The organism is bacterium (genome assembly GCA_029210965.1).
Lineage (GTDB): Bacteria > BMS3Abin14 > BMS3Abin14 > BMS3Abin14 > BMS3Abin14 > JALHUC01.
In genome coordinates, this window is sequence record JARGFZ010000003.1 from 1 (window position 1) to 18,986 (window position 18,986).

The following is an 18,986-nucleotide window of genomic DNA, read 5'->3' on the forward strand; positions in this document are numbered from 1 at the left end:
GCCATTCCCATTTATCCATATTTGCCACACAGTTAGCTCACATCTCATCACCATCATGAATAATGCGGGCTAGATGTGTGAGGCTGTTTTAACGCTGTAACAGGAAAAGTTCCTTTACTCCAATTTCAGGTTTACTCTGCGTAACCCTGCGATACGGCCTGCAAATGGCCGTCCTGTGTCCTCTGCGTTAAAGCTTTTATCGCTTTTATGGTAATTTGAGATTGCCGCATCGCCCTCACTAACCCCATGATCCTCGCAATGACACCGTGATTTATACCCGTTTCTCCGCGTCCCCGCCTGCCCTGAGTCCCGCCGATGGCGGGATCGAAGGGCGTCGCCGTGTCTAGCGATCTTTCCCTATTGATAGTCCAGCCGCAATACTCACCGAAAGCAGCAGGCAATACCGCACCGGAGCATACAACCCGATGGCAAGAGGCAAGATGAGGCCGCACACTACCGTCCCCAGGGCCGCCCCGATGAGGTCCACTCCGTAGGCGGCCCCACCCGGGTGCCGCCATCCGGCTGACTCAAGAAGGCCACTGCCCGCACGGAAGCTCATCCCGGTAAGCGCTCCTCCTCCAGTCATGAGAAGGAGAAAAAGGGCAAGACCCGTCCACTCGGGCAGCCAGGCACCGGGATCGACCCAAACCACCACCGTCACCGCGAGGAAATATCCGGTCCACAGCCAGGCAGGGTTATCAGAAGTGCGGACTCGGACCATGGCTCCTAAAGCCATGCCTGCCATGAAGGCCGCCAGGAGCAGGGCAATACGTGAATAAAGGAACCCGTAACCGGCCTGGTACAGATACATCAGCACCGTCTCGGCGGCGATACCGGCAAAGCCGCCCAGAGAGAGCAGTACCAGCCCCCTGGTACCCCCGGACCCCATAAGACTTAGAGCAAAGCAACCGAACAGAATTACCACCAGGCTCCCAACGAAGGCGAGCCATTCCCCTCCCATATCAGGGATCGAAAGAATTCCAGCGTAACCGGTTTGGCCCTGCCACAGGAGGAGCCGGTACCGCACCGCGGAAGGGGTCAGGTCAGAGTTTGGACGCACCTGACCGGACGCTTTGTCCATGGCACCTTCTACCGCCGATAGCCTTTCCACAGACAGGTCCGCGTCCAGGTAACCGGAATGCATGAATTTAAGATCCATCCCTCTTTCATCAGCCACCGTATCGGCAAGGAACCCCGTCAGGCGCCTCGCATCCACCTTCGAACACAGGACCAGATAGCGGTCCAGGGGATACCAGTCCCTGTGGGAAAAGAAGGGGGATAAAGCGGTATCGATGGAAGCCAGGTATCTGCCCATGGCCGGTGGAATATAGTTGGAAGGCTCACCTATAGACAGCGCAAGGACGCCGTCTGCGGCAAGGGCCCTTGCCGCATCCCGGAAAAACTCAGCCGTATAAAACCGGTTGAATAGTAAGGTTCCCGGATCGGGAAGGTTGACCAGGATCACATCGTAGCGGCCGTCCGGTACCAGCCTCAGGTAGTGCCGAGGATCCCCGGTGACGAGAGCTGACCTGGGATCGGCCATAGCTTTAACGGTACTCCTGATATTGTGACTCTCCATCCGGACAACCGCCTCATCGAGGACTACCGCATCCACCTTCTCCACCGGGTGCAGGAGGATCTGCTGAAGAACCCCTGTAAGGTGGGAACTGATGAGGAGAACCTTTTCAGGGGCGGGATGGACGATAAGACCGGGGTGGACGGCCTGCTCCGCCAATTTCAGATCGGGATCGGTCACGAGAGGCGAGCCGTCGTAAAACAGGACCGATTGATCCTTGAAAACATCTTCAGCGCTGTCGCTTTCCTTGAACCGTTCATTCACAGGAACTGCCCAGGTGAGATGGCCGAGGGGGGACTGGGCGCTCATTACCGGAAAATAGGGAGCGTAACGTTTCCCCCGGGTGAGGTCATCAGAAGGCCAACCGGTTAAAAGGACGAGAGAAAATGAGCAGATCAGCACCCCGATACAGCACCATCTCACCAACCGTTCACACCAGGCCAGGAAGGAAACAGATGCTGCCACAAAGACAGTCATGATCCAGGCCAGTTCAACGCTGTCCAGATACCTGACACTGACAAAGAAGTAGAATATACCGCCCAGTGCCGCTCCCAGGGATTCGGCAGCGAACACCGTGGCGGCCCTTCCCGACCCGGCCGCAGCCGCTCCAAAGGTGAAATCGGAACCGTCCACTACACAGAAAGGGGCTAAAAGCAGCGTGTAAGCTAAACCTATGAACCCGAACCCCACCACCTGCCCCACAGAGATACCCATCAGGGGACGGGCGAGATCAAGGGCCGCTATTGTCAGGGGAAAAAGAACCACAAGGAAAAGAAGCGCCAGATAAAGGGCCCTGTCCGGACGGGTAACCCGGGGGAACAGACGTCGGGCTAACAAACCTCCGAGGCCCACCCAGGCAAACCAGGCGAACAGGCCTATGGCAAGACTGAGCTCATTGCCGGAAAAGTTGGCAATACCTCGCCGCAGAAAGGTGATCTGGGCCAGGGAGGTGAGGAAGCCCATGAGCCCCAGCGCGAGATAAATACGTATCGGGGTATCGGGGTGTCGGGGTGTCGGGGTTTCAGAGTTCATCTTCCGGGTTCCAGGTTTTACGATCCAGGATCATTCTAAACGCAAAGGACACAAAGTTACGCGAAGGAAAAACAATATCAAGAACTAACCGCAGGGTACGCAGCGCGGCCAACTTAAGGTCGCATCGCAGAGTAAAATCATTGATCAAGCATATAATTTTTTGAGGAACAGGTTATATTTTTAGTGTTAAGTCTGTTCTCAGTTTTATTCATCGAATTTCAAGCTCTTTCGTGATGAACTGCGATAAATCAGCTTAAACCGCTTTTACAGGAACCTCTGTTGCTCCCGGTTGCGCCTTGCTCTGTGTTCCCTGTGTGAGGCTGCTTCTGCCGTATTTATAGAAACCGAGATCGCTTCGCCCGGTAATCAGCTCGCGATGACACCGTGTTGTTTCCCCGCGTCTCCGCGTCATCGTGTCGCCGTGTCAAACGGTTTATCTACCGTAACCCCCATTCTCCGTTTCAGGAGGAATCGTTGTCGTCTTTTTCTGGAGAGAGTCCGTACCTTTTCAATCGATCATACAGTGTGCTTTTCGGGATTCCTAAAGACTTGGCCGCGGCGCGAATGCTGCCGTCGGACTTTTCCAGAGCCCTGGTATAGTAAAGCCGCTCCAACTCCTGGAAGGTCTCAGGAAGTGGATCTGTGGGAGTTACACTGGAAAGGGGCGACTCATCCAGATAGATAAGGTCCTCCGACCCGATCTTTCCACCCCCTGTAAGTATCCGTGCCCGTTCCAGGACGTTCTTAAGTTCCCTGACATTCCCAGGCCAGTCATGGTCCAGGAGCCGTTTCATGGCCGGCCCCGTAATTGCGTTCCTGTCCCCATAAAAAAATTCGGCCAGTTCCGGGATATCCTCTTTCCTGGCACGAAGGGGAGGCACCAGGAGAGGGAAGACATAAAGCCTGTAAAGAAGGTCGGACCTGAAACCGCCCCTTTCTGCTTCCGCCTTGAGGTTCCTGTGGGTTGCAGACACCACTCTGACATCCACGCTGATGGCGCTCTGGGCACCAACCCGCCTGATCTCCCCCGACTCCAGAACCCTCAGAAGCTTGGGCTGCAGGTCCATGGACAGTTCACCGATCTCATCCAAAAACAGGGTCCCGCCATCTGCCTGCTCAAAAGCGCCTTTCCTTTCGCTGCCTGCCCCTGTAAAGGATCCTTTCTCGTGACCGAAAAGTTCGCTCTCCACAAGTTCAGGTGAGATGGCCCCGCAGTTGATGGCGACAAAGGGCGCCGGGGCCCTTTCGGAAAGATCGTGAAGGGCCCGTGCCACCAGCTCTTTGCCGGTACCGGTCTCCCCCATGATAAGAGCCGTGGCGCTTACGGAGGCCATTTTTTCAATAGCCTGATTCAGCTTTGCCATCTGCTCGGAGGTGCCAATGAGACCTGTTCGGGAGTGAACGGTATCATTGACACGACTTTCCTCGGTAGGTTTGGCCCAGATCGGCATCTCTTCTTCGGTCACTATGAGGCGAAAGGGGCCAATGTGGATCTCGGTTCCGGGATCAACAAGCAGTTTGTCGGCCCTCTTGCCGTTCACAAAGGTCCCGTTGGAACTCCTGTCCATGAGGAGATATTTCCGTCCCTGCCTGAGAAGGTTTGCGTGATGTCTGCTCACGGTGGTGTGGGGAAGAATTATGGCGTTTCGACGGTCCCTTCCAATACGGATCTCCGAGGCATCCCCGATATGGTAGCCCCCCAGATAACGGTCGTCCCTGTAAACATCCAGCCTCATCGTGTCATTCCCCTGCATCCTCGCTCACAATCATTTCCTATGCCGCTTGCCCTTTCTACTTTCCACTGTCCACTTTCCACTCCTTGGTCAGGTATAGCCTGACCAGGTACCCTACCATTCTCCATGGGTGCGATCATCCATGAGATCCTCTTCCGTCATCCCCAGGGCCAGGCACCTTAAGAGGATATCACAGGACCACTCCAGGGCATGGGTGATCTGCAGGCCCTCCTCCAGGTTCCCCCCCACCGCGAACGCTCCGTGGCCCCTAACCATAACAATGGGGTAATCTTTGAGCATGGCGGGAAGTTCCCGTTCCAGGTCATCGGACCCTATGGACGCTCTGACGGCAAGAACCGGGATGCGCTTGAAGTAGTAACGGCCTTCATCGTCCACGGGCACAAGAAAATCCCGGCCCATGGACAGAGCTGTAGCCGTTCTGGGGTGGGTATGAACGATGGCAAGGTGTGATGTCGCGGCAAATACCGCCCTGTGAACCTTTACCTCGGTGGATGCGAGGGCGATCCCGGAATCATCCTCAATCAAGCCCACATCTACCAGGTCGTCCGCCGACAGTTCGCCCAGCATGGCGCCGCGGCGGGTAATGACCACCCTGTCCCCCAGCCGAACGCTCAGATTACCGCTGTGAGAGTTGTTAAGACCACCCGTAAACAGTACGCGGCCGACGCGACTAAACTCCTCGATCAACCTTTTAAAGGACTCTCCCTCTTTATTCATCCAGCCCAAGCTCCTTTATCTTGTTTTCGGACGGTATTCCACCTGGCCATTCCCGGTGGGCGTAGTACTCTGCCAGAAGATCATCCAGGTGGACCACCTCGCCGGTGCAGGCCCCCTCGGTGAGGGGTTCATTGGTGAAGCGGGGCGGCAGTCTGTCCGAATCAGGCCCAACCCCCATTTCAAGATTCAAGATCCGTTCCAAGGTGATGATCCTCTCCCCGGTCCTGATGAGATCTTCTCCCCCCAGCTCCCATCCGGTGACAGCGTGAAGCATCCTCGACCAGTATTCGGGAGCCAGGGCAAAGGTGGCAAAACGGCACACTGAAAGAGAATCGGCCACAGCGCCAAAATCCTGAGCCCTGGCCACGTGGCCGCCCTTACCCAGAACCTGGGTCCCATGAACTTTTTTGGGGATTCCCAGGATCTCCCGTGCAATAAGGTACCCTCCCCGCAGATGACAGCCCCCCCGGTTGGAGGTGGCGTAGGCCAGGCCCTGTCCCTGGGCACCCCTGGGATCGTACCCGGGAAGCTCCATTCCTTTCACCTGCATGGCGTACTCTTGTGCGCCCGCATTGCGGGCCATTATCAGAGATCCCTCTGCCATTTCGTCCCCCTCCCCCCTCCGGTATGCAATGTCTTCCAGGACTTTCATTATGGATCCAGCCTCCCCGAAACGAACCGTGGAGGGCCGGACGTCTCTCTGGGCAAGCTCCATGGCGCAGGCAAGAGTTCCGCCCGCGGAGATCGTGTCCATTCCCAGTTCATTGCAGCGGTGGGCCGCGGGGATGATCTTAGCCAGATCCTCGATCCCCAGGTCGGGGCCCAGGGCCCAGAGACTCTCGTATTCCGGCCCTTCACCCCGGGACCCTTCGGCCTCCGTCACTCTGCCGCACTGGATGTAACACCCGGTGCAGCCGGAACTGCTCACCGTAAAGCGCTTGGCCAGTTCCTCTCCGGTGTAGGCCTGATCCTCACCAACAGCTACACTCTGGAAGTTCCTGAGGGGAAATATCCCGGCCCTGGTACATATCTTCACCAGCATGGGAGTACCCAATGCAGGGAGGGCCTTGGAGGTAACAGGGTGGGCCCGGAGCCACCTGTTAGACTCTTCCAGCACCACCTTGAGCCTTTCTTTGTCGTGGACGGGAACCTTCCCGCTCCCGATAACTACCATTGCCTTGAGGTTCTTCGAACCCATGACCGCCCCCGCGCCGCCCCGTCCCATGGCGCGCATCCTTTCGGTCATGATGGAAGCGTACCTGACACCGTTCTCCCCGGCAGGGCCGATTACCGACATTCCGGCTGTTTTTCCCCAGCGCTCCGTCAGGCGCAGGATCGTCTCCGACACAGTGCACCCCCACAGATCCAATGCCCCTTCCAGGCGAACCTCATCATCCTCAACGACGAGGACAACAGGATCTGCGGATACGCCCGATATGATCATGAGGTCGCTGCCGGCCCTCCTTAAAGATCTTCCGAGGCGTCCTCCGGAGTTCGTATCCATGACGGTTCCGGTTAGGGGGGAGATGGTGCTGAGACTGAACCGGTCTCCGGAGGGGATCCCTGCCGCGGTGAGGGGACCTGCAGCCAGGACCAGGGGAACGCTGCCATCGAGGGGGTCGACTCCTTCAGTAGCATAGGGAGCTATCAGGGCAGCCCCCAGGCCCCTTCCTCCGATGAACCGCCGAACATACTCACAGGAAAGGGTTTCCCGCTCGACGGTCCCGGAAGACAGGTCGATATTGAGCGCATTCCAATCTTTGGTCATTAAAGTTCCTTTGAATCCCGGCTATCAGTAACGTTAATATTTTTTGTACTTTACACTCCCTGCCCCGAACCTGTCGAGGGGCGCACCCGGCACTACCGTGCCTCAAGTTCCTAGTTCCAGGTTTTACCGATCACATATTCTTCCGCCCCACGCATTTTGCCCTCCGCCCTGCTCTTCCTCCCGGCTCCTGGCTCCCGGCTTTCTGCTCCTGCCCTTCCGCCCTTCGCTTTCCGCCCTTCGCTCTTCGCCCTGCTCTTCCGCCTTGCCCTTCCTTTGGACATTGGACATTGGACTGTTCTTGCCCCTATCCCTTCATTCTGCTATTGATTGCCCATATGATAAATGAAGCGAGTGTGTGTAAAAACCACGCTGACACTGCAACCAGGCGTAAGTGTTTCCAATGCCTGTCCCTCGTATGTCCTGAATGCCAGAGGAAGGCTCTCGGACACACATTCTGTTCACTCAGGTGTCAGGTTCTGTGTTGGGTGGCCGAGAAGGTCGCGAAGGCAAAAAGGATCGCCCTGCGCCTGACCCTCCGCTACCGGAGAGTGGAAAAGTTCACGCTAAGGTTAACGGGAGGTGGCCCTTTCCGTTTTTTAACTATCGGGCTCCTCCTTTTTCTCCTCTACCAGACAAGCGTTCTTGTCGGCGCCGTCCGGGAAACATCCAGTATTCATCCAGGCACCTCATCCCTGCCCTCTTTACCCACCGTCGACATCGTTCATAAGGGCGAGTGGACCACCGTTGCAGGCAGTGCGCCTGACTTTGCCGTAGCAGTGCTTCTGGCCGACGGGACACAGAGGGATTTGTGTACCGTAAGTGAGGGGCGTTATTCCTTCACCTTCAAGGCAGACAACAGTGTCAGAACATTTCAGATCCAGGTCTATGGCGATGGTCTGCCCACCATGTATACCCGGGCCATGCCTGTCTCTGATTCCCTGGCCACTGTTAAAGAAAAACCCAAGGTTTCAGAGCCTGCAGCTGCCGCTGAACCAGCAACCCTGGACAAGGTCGCCATGGCCCCGCCATCCGAACCGGAACCGAAACCGGCCAAGGTGACCCGTAGAAAACCACAGGTGATCTTTCCACCCGAAGATGACCTGACCAGAGGTTTTCCTGATACAGGGATCGTCGCGATCACCTTCGACGGGGGGAGCTACAGCAACGCGTCAGGAAAGGTCCTGGATGTCCTGTCGGACAGGGGCCTAAAAGCCACGTTCTTTCTCACCGGGGATTTCATAAAACGTTTCCCGGAAGTAACCCGACGGATCGCGAGCCAGGGGCACGAGGTGGGAAACCACATGTTCAGTCACCTCCACCTGACCACCTTCGGGAAGAACTACCGTCAGGAAACCCTCCCCGGCGTAACGAAAGAGCTGGTGCAAAAGGAGCTTATCCGAAACGAAGAGCTGTTCGAGGAGCTTACAGGGAAAAGGATGGTTAAGCTCTGGAGGGCACCCTACGGAGAGCAGAACGAAGAGATCCGCCAGTGGGCTATAAACAGCGGATACAGGCATGTAAGCTGGACCTACGATCCCAAAACGAGAAAAAGTCTGGACGGCCTAGACTGGGTTTCGGACCGTAATTCAGCGCTATATTTGAGCTCGGATCAGATAATACAAAAGATAATTTCCTTTGATAGCGAAACGGAGATGGGGCTGGCCGGAGGTATCGTCCTTCTGCACCTTGGCACAGAACGGGCCTCGGACCCGTTTCACCCCAGGCTGGGTGAACTTATCGACCGGCTCCAGGAGAAGGGTTACAAAGTGGGATCGATCACACAGATGCTGAATACGGGGGGATAAAAAATGCAAAGTGCAGGGTGCAGAGTGCAGAGTGCAGAGGCTGGAACACAAACCCTGGAACCTGGAATCAGGAACTAAACCCCCTATGCAGACTCCCTACATCATTATAATTGCTGCTGTTGCCGGTGTGGTCCTGGGCTATGCCGCTGCGTGGCTCGTGGGCAGGTCCAGGGTCGCGTCCCTCGAGACCGAACTGAGGATCACCAGGGAGGCGGCTGAAAACAGCGTGAAAATGTTGGATACCGCCAAAGAATCCTTAAGTGACGCCTTTAAAGCTCTGTCATCCGATGCCCTGAAAAGCAGCAGCACCCAGTTCCTTGAGCTTGCCAAACTGGAACTGGGAAAAATGCAGTCGGAGGCCAGGGGAGATCTTGAAAAACGTAAAGACGCCATATCACACCTTGTGGCGCCAATACAGGAATCACTCAATAAATTTGACACCCGCGTTCAGGGCCTGGAGAAGGTACGGGTGGAAGCCTACGTTGAACTGCGGGAACAGGTTCGCCAACTGAACGCCAATCAGGAAGGGTTGAAAACTGAGACCGGCAACCTGGTCAAGGCTCTCCGATCTCCTGTTGTTCGAGGAAGATGGGGAGAGATACAGCTCAAACGGGTCGTTGAGATCGCTGGAATGCTCGCCTACTGCGATTTCACTGAGCAGGAATCCATTACGGTTGAAGGAAGTCGAATACGCCCGGACCTCATCGTCAAGCTTCCTGGTGGAAAGAATGTTGTCGTAGACGCCAAAGCCCCGTTACAGGCCTACCTGGATTCCCTGGAAACGGAAAATGAGGATGAGAAAAAAATCCACCTTCAAAGCCACGCCCGACAGATCAGGGACCACATGACCAAACTCGGTTCAAAGGGGTATTGGGAGCAGATCCCCAAAACAACAGAGTTCGTAGTCATGTTCCTTCCCGGTGAAAACTTTTTTTCAGCGGCTCTCGAGCAGGATCCCGGACTTATTGAGCAGGGGGTGGAAAAACGTGTCATCCTGGCCACACCCACAACACTTATAGCCTTGTTAAGAGCTGTCGCTTACGGGTGGCGCCAGGAAACTATTGCGGAAAGCGCCCAACACATCAGTGAATTGGGCAAAGAGCTCTATGAGCGGATCAGGCTCATGGCAGAGCACTTCAAGAATGTTGGCAGGGGTCTCGATAAAGCCGTGGATTCATACAACCGGGCTGTGGGGTCTCTGGAAACAAGGGTCCTTGTCAGCGCCAGGCGTTTCTCTGAATATGGGGCCGACACATCCAAAGAGATCCCTGATGTTGACCCTGTGGAAAAAGACACGCGAGTTCTGCAATCAGCTGAACTTTCCGGGGAGAAGGAGCAAGACAGCTAGTAGCTGATAGCTGTCTTCATCTCAGATCTCAAATCTCATATCTCAAAGACTTCGGCTGTAGGCTGTAAGCTTACGGCCCCGGATCTTATTCTGCGTGCTGCGTTCCCTGACCTGAGCTTGTCGAAGGGTCGCTCAGTCGTCCCTTCGAACGGTTTCTCCTGCGTTCTGCGTTCTGCGTGCTGCGTCCTGCCTTTCAGCTATCTCCACCATCTGGGCGAAAGCCCTTAATCTTCTCGTCTCCGCCTCCTGGCTATAACAGCGCATACGCCTTACGGCGAGATTCCATCCCACAAGGATGAATGCAAGGGAGATCAATCCGAGGAGTGCCAGCCAGATCATGGTTTTAATTTACCACACAATGTTCCATTTATTTTTAGATTCCCGGTAAATTATGTATCTATGTGTCCAGGTATCTACGTAACTAATCAGCAATGCAACTAAAATTGAACTATCCGCATATCTTAAAGCCATGACGTTTTGGCACATAGATACATAGTTACTTAGACACTTGGATACCTGTTTTCCTCCCCTTCCCCCGGTAAACTCAATTTTGTTACAATATTTAACTGAGGGAGTTCAAAGGAGACGAGATGTTCAGGAGGAGACAACCCGACAGTAGCCGCCGACGCTCACGGGAACCTGTTTCCAGGGAAGAGGAGAGACGTGGCAGCAGCGGGGACCGGCGGTTCAGCCTGTTTGAACGGCGCGGTCGGACTATGGACAGACGCCAGGGATACGATGAACTCTGGATGGGACTCAGGGATCGCCGGATCCGAATAATGGATAGAAGGAAAAGAGATAGTATCTAGTTTCTGGTGTCTGGCAAAACCTGAACGCAGAACCCAGAAAGCAGAACGCAGAAAGAACCAAAAACAAACTCATCACAGTAAACCTCTCCAGGATTACACCATAGGGTTTTCCCCACATTCTGTTGTGAAATTTTCAATATTTTTCTCTGAACATGTGGTCTGTTAACATACCGCCTGTAACCTTCGATAGGGTTTGAGTTAAAAGGTTAGAGGCAAACCATAACTTCAGCACAGGAGTTAGTCCCTTGCATTTGATTACAGTCCTTTGACTTTATTCTGTGTTCAATGTTCTGGGTTCTGTGTTTTATGTTTCAAGCTCTGGCCCCTTCTAGACACCAGACACTAGACGCCGGGTTTTACAAGTTTCTCCAGCTCTTTAAGACTGAAGGACGTTTCCAGACACTCCCCCAGCCACCGTGAGCACCTGTTGGCATCAAGAGGAACTCCCACAACCGGAATACCCAAACCCTCACACAACCTCATTCCCATACAAAAGGTATTGATCCCTGCTGGTCCTTATTGTTGGGTCCAGCCGGTCGGCCAGGGAAAGGGTACGGAGGTGTTCGTCAACACCTGTGAGGAAAGGGGTTAGAACATTATCCAGATTCCGCAGGATCTTCCTGACAGGGCGCTCACGCCGGGACAATCTCCTCAGAGCACCTTTCCAGGTGGAGGCGTTACGGATGCTTTTCCGGAGGACAACTTCATCGGTGATGATGTCCAGGAACCTGTCAGCCAGTTTTCTGACAAGCCGGTAATATAGGGTAGATTCCCCTGTACTATCGGTGAGGGTATAGGTGCGGCCGGGGGGCAAGGCAGTATCCAGGAGCCAGGAGCCAGGAGAAAAACAGAGGACCATGGGCCTGGGACTCCGATATATTATTTTAATTTATGGTTCGGGCTCGGATTGAGTTTCAGCATCGTCAGCGTTCTCCGCGTTAGCGTTCGTCTCTCCCATGCTCCTGATCATATCCTTGTAAGCCTGTCTGATAAGATAATCGAGGGATTGCGGCGCCACGGGATCGAATTCCGCATAGCCAATACTCACATTGAGATCCTTGGGATTTTCCATCTCCCTGCGCTGAGCTGCCACGTTCATCATGATCCGTTCTGTCACCGTGTCCGAAAACACTGTAGATGCCTTGGGAAGAAATGCCACCAGTTCATCCTTGTCATACCGGGCAAGAATGTCCGATCCGCGGAGAGAATCGAGGAAGGCCTGGGCAACATGGATAACGATCTCCTCTGCCACTTCATCGCCTTCGTCTGCGATGATCCTGTCCAGGTTGTTGATATTAAGGATCACCACCAGGCTCTTTTCGATGAACCTTTCAGCAGCCTTGAGCAGGGGTTCCACATGCCCCTGGAACGCCCTTCGGTTTGCCAACCCGGTATTTTCGTCCACTGTGATCAATATCCCCTTTGTCGGGTCCACTTGTCTGCCAAAAACGACCCAGCCTATCAGAACGAGACCCAGGACCCATGAGATGACCAGAAAAAGGGGGAGACGCCAGTCAGCTCCCTGTGCACCGATGGGCATCCTATAGAAGATAAGCAGTACGGCCGTCCAGACGACCCCTGAAATGATGGAACGAACATGTTTCATCTCACACTCCTGTGAATAATAGCCGTGCGCATATCATAGCAGGATATAATTATTAGCATAAGTATAAGTCTGAGTAGAAGTAGAAGAAATACCGTGACTCGTGATTTGATATTGATAAAAGCGTCCATATTTTGGCTGTTACCCAACTGTTATGCCTGGACTGCGCCCCTGGTATGTTTCCCCTTCTATTTCTACTATTTGTCCGGCATTCGGACAGCTGCACTTTCGCAAAAAAAACGGGCTGCCCTGGGGCAGCCCTTGGTGGTCCGAAACGTCGGACAATGTCCAGGAAGACAAGGGTTAGGTAAACTGTTTTTTAAACAGCTCCTCTGACCTTAGCTGCCCTTCTTTGGTAAGATCCACCGAGCGAACCTTGCTCTTGGGGTTTCCAATAAACCCCTTCTGATGCAAGCGGTCCAACACTTCCCAATCATGTCCTTTCCACGTCCGGTATCCGGACGACTCCCTGAAAGTCGTCAGATGCATCAGTGCCAATACCATCTCGTCAACCCTGTTTTCTTCGTACTTCACCCTCATCACCTCCTTTCCCCGCCGGTTTTGGTTGGCGTAGGAAAAGGGTAGTGCAAATGCAAGGCCAATAATACGTATGTGCGTAAGTGAGTACGTGCGTGAATGCGTGATGGCGAAAAACATTAACTGGCTCAGCCTGACGCACGAACGCTTTACGCACTCACGCACGCACGTCTCATTTAGCTGGCTGTGTCAGATATAAATTCCGTATGTGCGTTCCGGGTTTCAGACTTGATAAAGTCGCAAAAAGTCCAATCCGGGACTTTTCGCTCCAAGGAAAGGGAAAAACGTCGTTTTCCCTTTCCTTACAAATCAATGACTTACAGTGCGAGTCCTTGATTTGGGCGCCCCGCGCGGGGCGCATTGATGGACTTTTTGCGAGTCCATCAAACTTTGGACTTTGGACTCTGGACTCTGGACTTTCCTTCACCAATTTCCTTGAGCAGCCTGTTGGCCTCCGACGCCCGGTTCTCCTCACTGAAGATCTCCATTGATCTTCTGATCTGATCCAGTTCAGGGGATGGCAGTACAGGCAGGTTGTCGGTCCCCGTGTTCTCCAGGGATTCGAGAACCGTGGCTATGGTCATCGCATCGGGATCGAAGGCAGGCTGGTAGGCGTAGATCCTTTCCTGGGGCAGCCTCACCGAGGTTATCACCCCGGCTTCCGAAAGGTCATGGAGAAGGTAACGCAGAAGCCTGATAGGGATACCCAGTTCATGGGCGAGGGCATCCTCGTCCAGCGGCTTTTCCCCAAGGGAGAAATGCTCCACCAGCAGGTTGACGATCCTCAAGGCAAGGAGCTTGCGGAAAGCGTCGCTGACCAGGTTGGCGTCAGGCTCGAACTCATAGGTGTCCACGTTCTGGGTCGCGAAAGAAAGTTCCGCCCCCGACAGGACGATCATCCAGCTTGCCTGAAGCCAGATAAGGAACAGGGGAAGCGCCGCAAAGCTGCCGTATATGGCGTTGTACTTGGCCATGCCGATCTGGAAGGTGACATAGAAATACTGGAAAAGCTGAAAGGCGGTCCCGGCGGCTATCCCGGCGATGAGGGCCGGGCGGATCCGCACCTGGGTGTTGGGCATGAAAATGTAAAGCAGGGTGAACATTAACCAGATGACCACAAGGGGCAGCAGCCAGATCAAGACTTGTGTAAGCGGCCCCAGATAACCGAGCAACCCGACTTTGCCTGCGACCGTCTGGATATGGCTGGCGACCACCACGGTAGCAGCGCTGGAAAGAAGGAACAGGACCGGCAGCAGGAACATGAGGGACAGATAATCACTGACCTTCCGGACCCAGTTTCTGGGTTCCTGAACGCCCCAGATCTCGTTGAAGCTCTGCTCGATGGTGAACAACACTTTCAGGACTGCCCAGACCAGGAAGGCGAACCCGATCCCCGCCACCAGCCCGCCCTTTGTATTGTCCAGGAGGCTGTTGGCAAAATTCATTATCTGGCTGGCGATCTCGCTGTGGGCGCTCAGGACCTTGCCGATCTCCCTTTCCAGCGTTTTCTGGAAACCGAACCCTTTGGCCACACCGAAAGCCATGGCCATAACGGGAACGATGGACAGCAGGGAGTAAAAGGTCAGCGAGCTGGCACGGAGCTGGCACTTGTTCTCGACGAAACCGCGGAAGGTCAACAGGAGGATACGGAGGACCTTGATGAAGAACCAGGTCAAGATGGAAACATCACTTTTTCGCACCCTCCAGACCCCGGTTTTGAGAAAGAAAAGAATATTCCCGGGGGTGACCCCTGTACTTTCCTGCCTGGCAGGCTCTGGAGATTCCTTCACTCTGTATACCATGAAAATATCCTATCAAAAAAGAACGGCCATAAATACCTTATGCAGTGCCCTTTTTTTATAAAACTTTGACCCGGCATGATCACCTGGGATCGGAACTTCGATCACTGAGATCCGAGATCGACAACCCTGCTAACCCCACCTTGTCACCAGACGGGTAAGCTCTTTCCCATCCGATTCACGTACCAGTTGGTGGTTGAAAAGACCTGCCCCCAGATCCTGAACCTTGGCTACGACATTGTCTCCAAAACGAGCCTCGGCCCTGTAGCCGGCTTCCATTTCTAGCCCGCATTATTCATGATGGCGATGAGATGTGAGCTAACTGTGTGGCAAATATGGATAAATGGGAATGGCACGATAAACATCATGAATTATGCGGGGTTGTCCGGACATAGTCACGAGAGGAGTTTTTCGTTCCGGCAAGGCGACTGTCCAGGGAGCGCGGAGGCATACTTTAGTATTCCGCACAAGGGAACGACACAGCAACGCAGACAGAACGGAAAAGAACCTCGTGAATAGGCCGGGCTAGAGGTAGGCTGCCTTCTGAGGTATAACGGGTCACCGATTCCAAAGCCCATTGAACGTAATGGACGTGGTTAACGTGCCGGTTCATATCTGGTAGATATCGGACAATGGGATGCTCCTTGGGTGAAGGCAGTACAAGTATTAGTATTAGTATTAGCCTCAGTCCTGGTAACAGGTAAGAGGCACTAAAGAGATACGAGGTACAAGGCACAAGCAATCACGAACACTTGTCCCTTTTATCTTGTCCCCTTGCCCTTCTTTTTCCCGGCATCAGAACGCCTGGAGGACCTGATAGAGGGCGTAAAGACTCAGACCGACAGCGGCCATGCCGTAAAATCGGAATGCCAATACATAGACCGGATCAGAGGAAAGGTCCTCGTTCATGTAGGAACGGGCGCATCGACAGACAACCCTCATACCCCACTGGGGGAACAGGGTAAAAACCAGCCCAACAACCAGGACGGTGATAACCACGACGAGAGAAATGAGCACATTCATGGGGATATAATAGACTAAGTCTTAATCTTAGTCTAAGTCCTAGTCGAAATAGCAGAAAGAAGAATAGGGAAGGAGGAAGGAGTAATTTTCAACCTTTCTTCATCCTCCATCCTTCTTCCTTCATCCTTCCGTCAAGTTCCAGCTCTCCCTTTAACCCTTCCCTCTATCCCGGTGTCAGGACAACCACGTGGGTGGGTGGAGCGTGGGGGGGAAACGGCTTTAGATCTTTTGCATTCACGCTTTACGCACATACACACCGGCCTACAACCGGAATTCAAAGCTTTGATTATATGGTTCAAAAAAACCAGCGACTCCAGGCGACCATAAGCCTTTGATCTTATTCTACGTTCTACATTCTACATTTTTCCAAAACACCAGACGCCAGACCCTGGACACTTCCCTTGATTTCGATTATTCTCTCACCCGTGACCACCCGGTCACACACGGTCATTTGGGAGGTTCCTCATGCAGGTAAATACCGCGTTCCCCAGATTCGAAAAGCTTGAACCCACAGTGCGCCAACGCATCCTGGACGCAGCGGCAAAGGAGTTCGGCCGTTTCGGGTATGGGGCGGCCAGCATGAACCGTCTGGTGAAAGGCGCGGGGATCTCCAAGGGCGCTATTTTCAATTATTTTGGCACCAAGGCAGGACTTTTCGACTACATCTACCGCTCCAGTCTTGAGGAGGTGAAGGTGCAGCTGCGCACGGTGAGGGACAGCTCCCGGACCGAACCGTTCTTTGGCAGGCTTGAGAAGGTGCTTCGGACGGGCCTTGATTTCACCACTCGTCGGCCCTTATCAGCTGCGATCTACTACCGGGTCATATACACAGGGGACGCTCCCCACGGTAACAGAATCCTGTCTCAGATCCAGGAAACTTCGAAACGTTTTCTTAAAAACCTTATCGAAGATGGAGTCAGAAAAGGTGAACTGAGGCCGGATATCGACGCCGAAAAAAGCGCCTTTATTATCCAGAGCGTTCTGGACCGGTTCCTCCAGGCCCACTACCTGGAGTTCATGGCGCCCGCCCTGAACCACCTCACTAACAAAAAGGGCCCGGATCCCTCATCAACTTCCGAAAAATGGATTCTGGAAATTATGGATATTTTCAGATGCGGATTGGTGAACAGCATAAGGAGAGATGAAAGATGAATAAGATCGTTGCTATTTGCTCACTGTTTTTTCTCACTGTCACTGCAGCCTTAATCCCTACTGCTTCCCAGGCCGGTGAGAAGATCACTTTCGGCGTACTGCCTGTCATGCAGGCTCTGCCCCTCTTTGTGGCTCAGGAAAAGGGGCTCTTCGCGGAAGAAGGTGTGGAGGTTGAGCTCATTCCTTTCCGGTCCGGACTGGAAAAGGACGCCGCCATGGCTGCGGGACAGACCCAGGGCTACTTCGGGGACATGCTCACCTCCATCATTCTGGGAGCGAATCAGGCGCCCATGAGGATGGTAGCCACCATCTTCAACACCACGGGAAGTCAGAGGATGTTCGCGGTGCTCGCAGCCCCTGGAACCGGCAAACCCTCACTCACTGATCTGGCCCGAAAGGGGATCGCCGGCAGCTCCAACACGGTCATCGAGTACGTCACCACAAGACTCCTGGAGAACGAGACACCCGGAGCGAACCTCAACATGATCGAGACAAAGAACATCCTTACCCGAATGCCCATGCTCCTGCAAGGCCAGGTGGCCGGTGCCGTCCTTCCGGAACCCCTGGTAACCCTGATGGAAGGGAAAGGGGCTACCGTCGTGGCGGATGATCGGGGTCTGGGGATAACTGCGACCACCCTGCTATTTACGAACGAATTCATCGAAGAACACACAGACACTGTCAGGGCTTTTCTGCGAGGGACCGCCCGCGCCTCAGCCCTCATCAACAAGGACCCGGAAATGGCCAGGCCCATCATGATCAAGTTCGCCCGCATTCCCGAACCGCTGCAGCAGTCCATTTCCATACCGGTGTTTCTGCCACCGGCCGCACCTGAAAAAGAGCTCGTCATGGACGTCTATAACTGGCTTAATGACAAAGGTGTTCTCAAGTCCGTGCTTACTTTCGACGAAATGGTGAGGGGCGATCTCCTCCCCGAGTAGATCGCCCGGGGAGAATGAATTGGGAAGGAGGAAGGAGGAAGGAGGAAGGAGGAATAAAATCTAATTTCATGGTCCTTCTTTCCCTATTCCCTATTCCCTATTCGATGATGCTACATTGCTGCCTATGAACCGAGACCGCTTACGCGCCTGGTGGAAAGCGAGCCGCCCACCCTTTTATATCGCCACCTTTGTCCCTCTCCTGGCGGGCTGGATGCTGGCGGTCAGGGACGGGGCACCGCGCCAGGTGGGTCTTTTCCTGCTCATCAACCTCTACTCCATTATGGTCCACTTCGCCACCAACCTTGCCAACGACTATTTCGATCACTTCCAGGGAGCCGATTCCGGTGGGTCTATCGGGGGTTCCCGAATGCTGCAGGCCGGGTTGATCACCATCGGGGAGCTGCGCGCATCCCTGCTGGTCCTGTATCTGGGCTCATTTTTTCTTGCAGTTGGATACATGACAGTGGCCGGGATGTGGATCCTCTCTCCCTTCGTGGCTATCTCTATTTTCTCCAGCATATTCTACACCGCCCCTCCCATCAGATACGGCTATCATGGCCTTGGAGAGGTTTTCGCCGGGATTAACATGGGGCCGGTCATGGTGCTTGGCACCTACTGGATAATGGCCGGCCATCCTTCCAGGGAAGCCGTGTTTATCTCCATCCCTATCGGCATTATGGTTGCGGGGATCCTCTACTTCCAGAGCATCCCCGACATGGAAACGGATAAGTCTGTGGGCAAAATAACCCTCACCGTGCACCTCGGAAGGGCTGGAGCTTACGCAGGTCTTGTCTTCCAGTGGATCGTTGTTTATCTTCTCATACTGGGTCTTGCCGCCGACAGGATCCTCTCGCCTGTCGTTTTGACCTGCCTGCTCACGATCCCCATCCTTGTGCGTCTTCTCCGGATCATGCCGAAAGTTGAAGATTGGCAGGAACTTGACCGACATGGTCACTACATAAGGAAGCTGTACCTTATTAACGGGGCGATCATTGTGATTGGTATCGTATTGGGATAGTAATAATTGGAATGTGGAAGGTGGAAGGTGGAAGGTGGAAGAAAAGCGTATCATTCCTTCTCCCTCCTTCTCTATTCCTCCTTCTGATGTCCTGACCAGGACGA

General features: G+C 54.1%; 18 protein-coding genes. 6 read left to right on the forward strand and 12 right to left on the reverse strand.

Annotation, left to right across the window (positions count from 1 at the left end):
- Window positions 1–343: 343 nt before the first annotated feature.
- From P1S59_02175 to P1S59_02195, 5 genes are all read right to left on the reverse strand, one after another.
- Window positions 344–2,608, reverse strand: a complete 2,265-nt coding sequence (locus P1S59_02175) for a hypothetical protein (protein ID MDF1525065.1) — start codon at window positions 2,606–2,608, stop codon at window positions 344–346.
- 461 nt (window positions 2,609–3,069) lie between these two features.
- Window positions 3,070–4,344, reverse strand: coding sequence for a sigma 54-interacting transcriptional regulator (locus P1S59_02180; GenBank protein MDF1525066.1), 1,275 nt, complete (start codon window positions 4,342–4,344; stop codon window positions 3,070–3,072).
- A gap of 111 nt (window positions 4,345–4,455) precedes the next feature.
- The gene (locus tag P1S59_02185) at window positions 4,456–5,079 is read right to left on the reverse strand and encodes a class II aldolase/adducin family protein (protein ID MDF1525067.1); all 624 of its coding nucleotides are present in this window, start codon (window positions 5,077–5,079) and stop codon (window positions 4,456–4,458) included.
- Window positions 5,072–6,847 carry an aldehyde ferredoxin oxidoreductase family protein gene (locus P1S59_02190; protein ID MDF1525068.1) on the reverse strand — a complete coding sequence of 592 codons (1,776 nt, stop codon included), beginning with the start codon at window positions 6,845–6,847 and terminating at the stop codon, window positions 5,072–5,074. Before P1S59_02190 ends, P1S59_02185 begins: the two co-directional genes overlap by 8 nt.
- 123 nt (window positions 6,848–6,970) lie before the next feature.
- Window positions 6,971–7,135: a hypothetical protein gene (locus P1S59_02195; GenBank protein ID MDF1525069.1), complete on the reverse strand. Its 165-nt coding sequence runs from the start codon at window positions 7,133–7,135 to the stop codon at window positions 6,971–6,973.
- Between the two features lie 197 nt (window positions 7,136–7,332).
- On the opposite strand from P1S59_02195, the gene P1S59_02200 reads away from it, so the two are divergent.
- Window positions 7,333–8,652, forward strand: coding sequence for a polysaccharide deacetylase family protein (locus P1S59_02200; GenBank protein MDF1525070.1), 1,320 nt, complete (start codon window positions 7,333–7,335; stop codon window positions 8,650–8,652).
- Between the two features lie 85 nt (window positions 8,653–8,737).
- Window positions 8,738–10,000 carry a DNA recombination protein RmuC gene (rmuC, locus tag P1S59_02205; protein ID MDF1525071.1) on the forward strand — a complete coding sequence of 421 codons (1,263 nt, stop codon included), beginning with the start codon at window positions 8,738–8,740 and terminating at the stop codon, window positions 9,998–10,000.
- A 132-nt stretch (window positions 10,001–10,132) separates the two neighbouring features.
- Here rmuC and P1S59_02210 read toward each other — a convergent pair whose 3' ends face one another.
- Window positions 10,133–10,339 (reverse strand): hypothetical protein, encoded by a 207-nt coding sequence (locus P1S59_02210; protein MDF1525072.1) that lies wholly within the window; start codon window positions 10,337–10,339, stop codon window positions 10,133–10,135.
- Window positions 10,340–10,590: 251 nt separating this feature from the next.
- On the opposite strand from P1S59_02210, the gene P1S59_02215 reads away from it, so the two are divergent.
- Window positions 10,591–10,809, forward strand: coding sequence for a hypothetical protein (locus P1S59_02215; GenBank protein ID MDF1525073.1), 219 nt, complete (start codon window positions 10,591–10,593; stop codon window positions 10,807–10,809).
- Window positions 10,810–11,278: 469 nt separating this feature from the next.
- Here P1S59_02215 and P1S59_02220 read toward each other — a convergent pair whose 3' ends face one another.
- From P1S59_02220 to P1S59_02245, 6 genes are all read right to left on the reverse strand, one after another.
- Window positions 11,279–11,668, reverse strand: a complete 390-nt coding sequence (locus P1S59_02220; GenBank protein ID MDF1525074.1) for a hypothetical protein — start codon at window positions 11,666–11,668, stop codon at window positions 11,279–11,281.
- A 30-nt stretch (window positions 11,669–11,698) separates the two neighbouring features.
- Window positions 11,699–12,415, reverse strand: coding sequence for a diguanylate cyclase (locus P1S59_02225; protein ID MDF1525075.1), 717 nt, complete (start codon window positions 12,413–12,415; stop codon window positions 11,699–11,701).
- Between the two features lie 300 nt (window positions 12,416–12,715).
- Window positions 12,716–12,952 (reverse strand): DUF6429 family protein, encoded by a 237-nt coding sequence (locus P1S59_02230; GenBank protein MDF1525076.1) that lies wholly within the window; start codon window positions 12,950–12,952, stop codon window positions 12,716–12,718.
- 380 nt (window positions 12,953–13,332) lie between these two features.
- Window positions 13,333–14,751: a YhjD/YihY/BrkB family envelope integrity protein gene (locus P1S59_02235; GenBank protein MDF1525077.1), complete on the reverse strand. Its 1,419-nt coding sequence runs from the start codon at window positions 14,749–14,751 to the stop codon at window positions 13,333–13,335.
- 129 nt (window positions 14,752–14,880) lie between these two features.
- Entirely contained in the window at window positions 14,881–15,027 is a 147-nt protein-coding gene (locus P1S59_02240; GenBank protein MDF1525078.1) for a hypothetical protein, read from the reverse strand.
- 516 nt (window positions 15,028–15,543) lie between these two features.
- The gene (locus P1S59_02245; protein ID MDF1525079.1) at window positions 15,544–15,771 is read right to left on the reverse strand and encodes a hypothetical protein; all 228 of its coding nucleotides are present in this window, start codon (window positions 15,769–15,771) and stop codon (window positions 15,544–15,546) included.
- 465 nt (window positions 15,772–16,236) lie between these two features.
- Between P1S59_02245 and P1S59_02250 the strand changes: the two genes are divergently transcribed.
- The 3 genes from P1S59_02250 to P1S59_02260 all read left to right on the forward strand — a co-directional run bounded on the left by P1S59_02250 (window position 16,237) and on the right by P1S59_02260 (window position 18,882).
- Window positions 16,237–16,923 carry a TetR/AcrR family transcriptional regulator gene (locus P1S59_02250; GenBank protein ID MDF1525080.1) on the forward strand — a complete coding sequence of 229 codons (687 nt, stop codon included), beginning with the start codon at window positions 16,237–16,239 and terminating at the stop codon, window positions 16,921–16,923.
- Entirely contained in the window at window positions 16,920–17,864 is a 945-nt protein-coding gene (locus P1S59_02255) for an ABC transporter substrate-binding protein (GenBank protein ID MDF1525081.1), read from the forward strand. The genes P1S59_02250 and P1S59_02255 overlap by 4 nt, the downstream gene beginning before the upstream one ends.
- Window positions 17,865–17,988: 124 nt before the next feature.
- Complete coding sequence (locus tag P1S59_02260; GenBank protein ID MDF1525082.1) at window positions 17,989–18,882, forward strand: prenyltransferase; 894 nt, start codon at window positions 17,989–17,991, stop codon at window positions 18,880–18,882.
- The last annotated feature ends 104 nt before the right edge of the window (window positions 18,883–18,986 follow it).

Coding starts and splice junctions, on each gene's coding strand:
- P1S59_02175 (MDF1525065.1), bottom strand. CDS start 2,608: ATGAACTCTGAAACCCCGACACCCCGACACCCCGATACCCCGATACGT.
- P1S59_02180 (MDF1525066.1), bottom strand. CDS start 4,344: ATGAGGCTGGATGTTTACAGGGACGACCGTTATCTGGGGGGCTACCAT.
- P1S59_02185 (MDF1525067.1), bottom strand. CDS start 5,079: ATGAATAAAGAGGGAGAGTCCTTTAAAAGGTTGATCGAGGAGTTTAGT.
- P1S59_02190 (MDF1525068.1), bottom strand. CDS start 6,847: ATGACCAAAGATTGGAATGCGCTCAATATCGACCTGTCTTCCGGGACC.
- P1S59_02195 (MDF1525069.1), bottom strand. CDS start 7,135: ATGTCCAATGTCCAAAGGAAGGGCAAGGCGGAAGAGCAGGGCGAAGAG.
- rmuC (MDF1525071.1), top strand. CDS start 8,738: ATGCAGACTCCCTACATCATTATAATTGCTGCTGTTGCCGGTGTGGTC.
- P1S59_02210 (MDF1525072.1), bottom strand. CDS start 10,339: ATGATCTGGCTGGCACTCCTCGGATTGATCTCCCTTGCATTCATCCTT.
- P1S59_02215 (MDF1525073.1), top strand. CDS start 10,591: ATGTTCAGGAGGAGACAACCCGACAGTAGCCGCCGACGCTCACGGGAA.
- P1S59_02220 (MDF1525074.1), bottom strand. CDS start 11,668: ATGGTCCTCTGTTTTTCTCCTGGCTCCTGGCTCCTGGATACTGCCTTG.
- P1S59_02225 (MDF1525075.1), bottom strand. CDS start 12,415: ATGAAACATGTTCGTTCCATCATTTCAGGGGTCGTCTGGACGGCCGTA.
- P1S59_02230 (MDF1525076.1), bottom strand. CDS start 12,952: ATGAGGGTGAAGTACGAAGAAAACAGGGTTGACGAGATGGTATTGGCA.
- P1S59_02235 (MDF1525077.1), bottom strand. CDS start 14,751: ATGGTATACAGAGTGAAGGAATCTCCAGAGCCTGCCAGGCAGGAAAGT.
- P1S59_02240 (MDF1525078.1), bottom strand. CDS start 15,027: ATGGAAGCCGGCTACAGGGCCGAGGCTCGTTTTGGAGACAATGTCGTA.
- P1S59_02245 (MDF1525079.1), bottom strand. CDS start 15,771: ATGAATGTGCTCATTTCTCTCGTCGTGGTTATCACCGTCCTGGTTGTT.
- P1S59_02250 (MDF1525080.1), top strand. CDS start 16,237: ATGCAGGTAAATACCGCGTTCCCCAGATTCGAAAAGCTTGAACCCACA.
- P1S59_02255 (MDF1525081.1), top strand. CDS start 16,920: ATGAATAAGATCGTTGCTATTTGCTCACTGTTTTTTCTCACTGTCACT.
- P1S59_02260 (MDF1525082.1), top strand. CDS start 17,989: ATGAACCGAGACCGCTTACGCGCCTGGTGGAAAGCGAGCCGCCCACCC.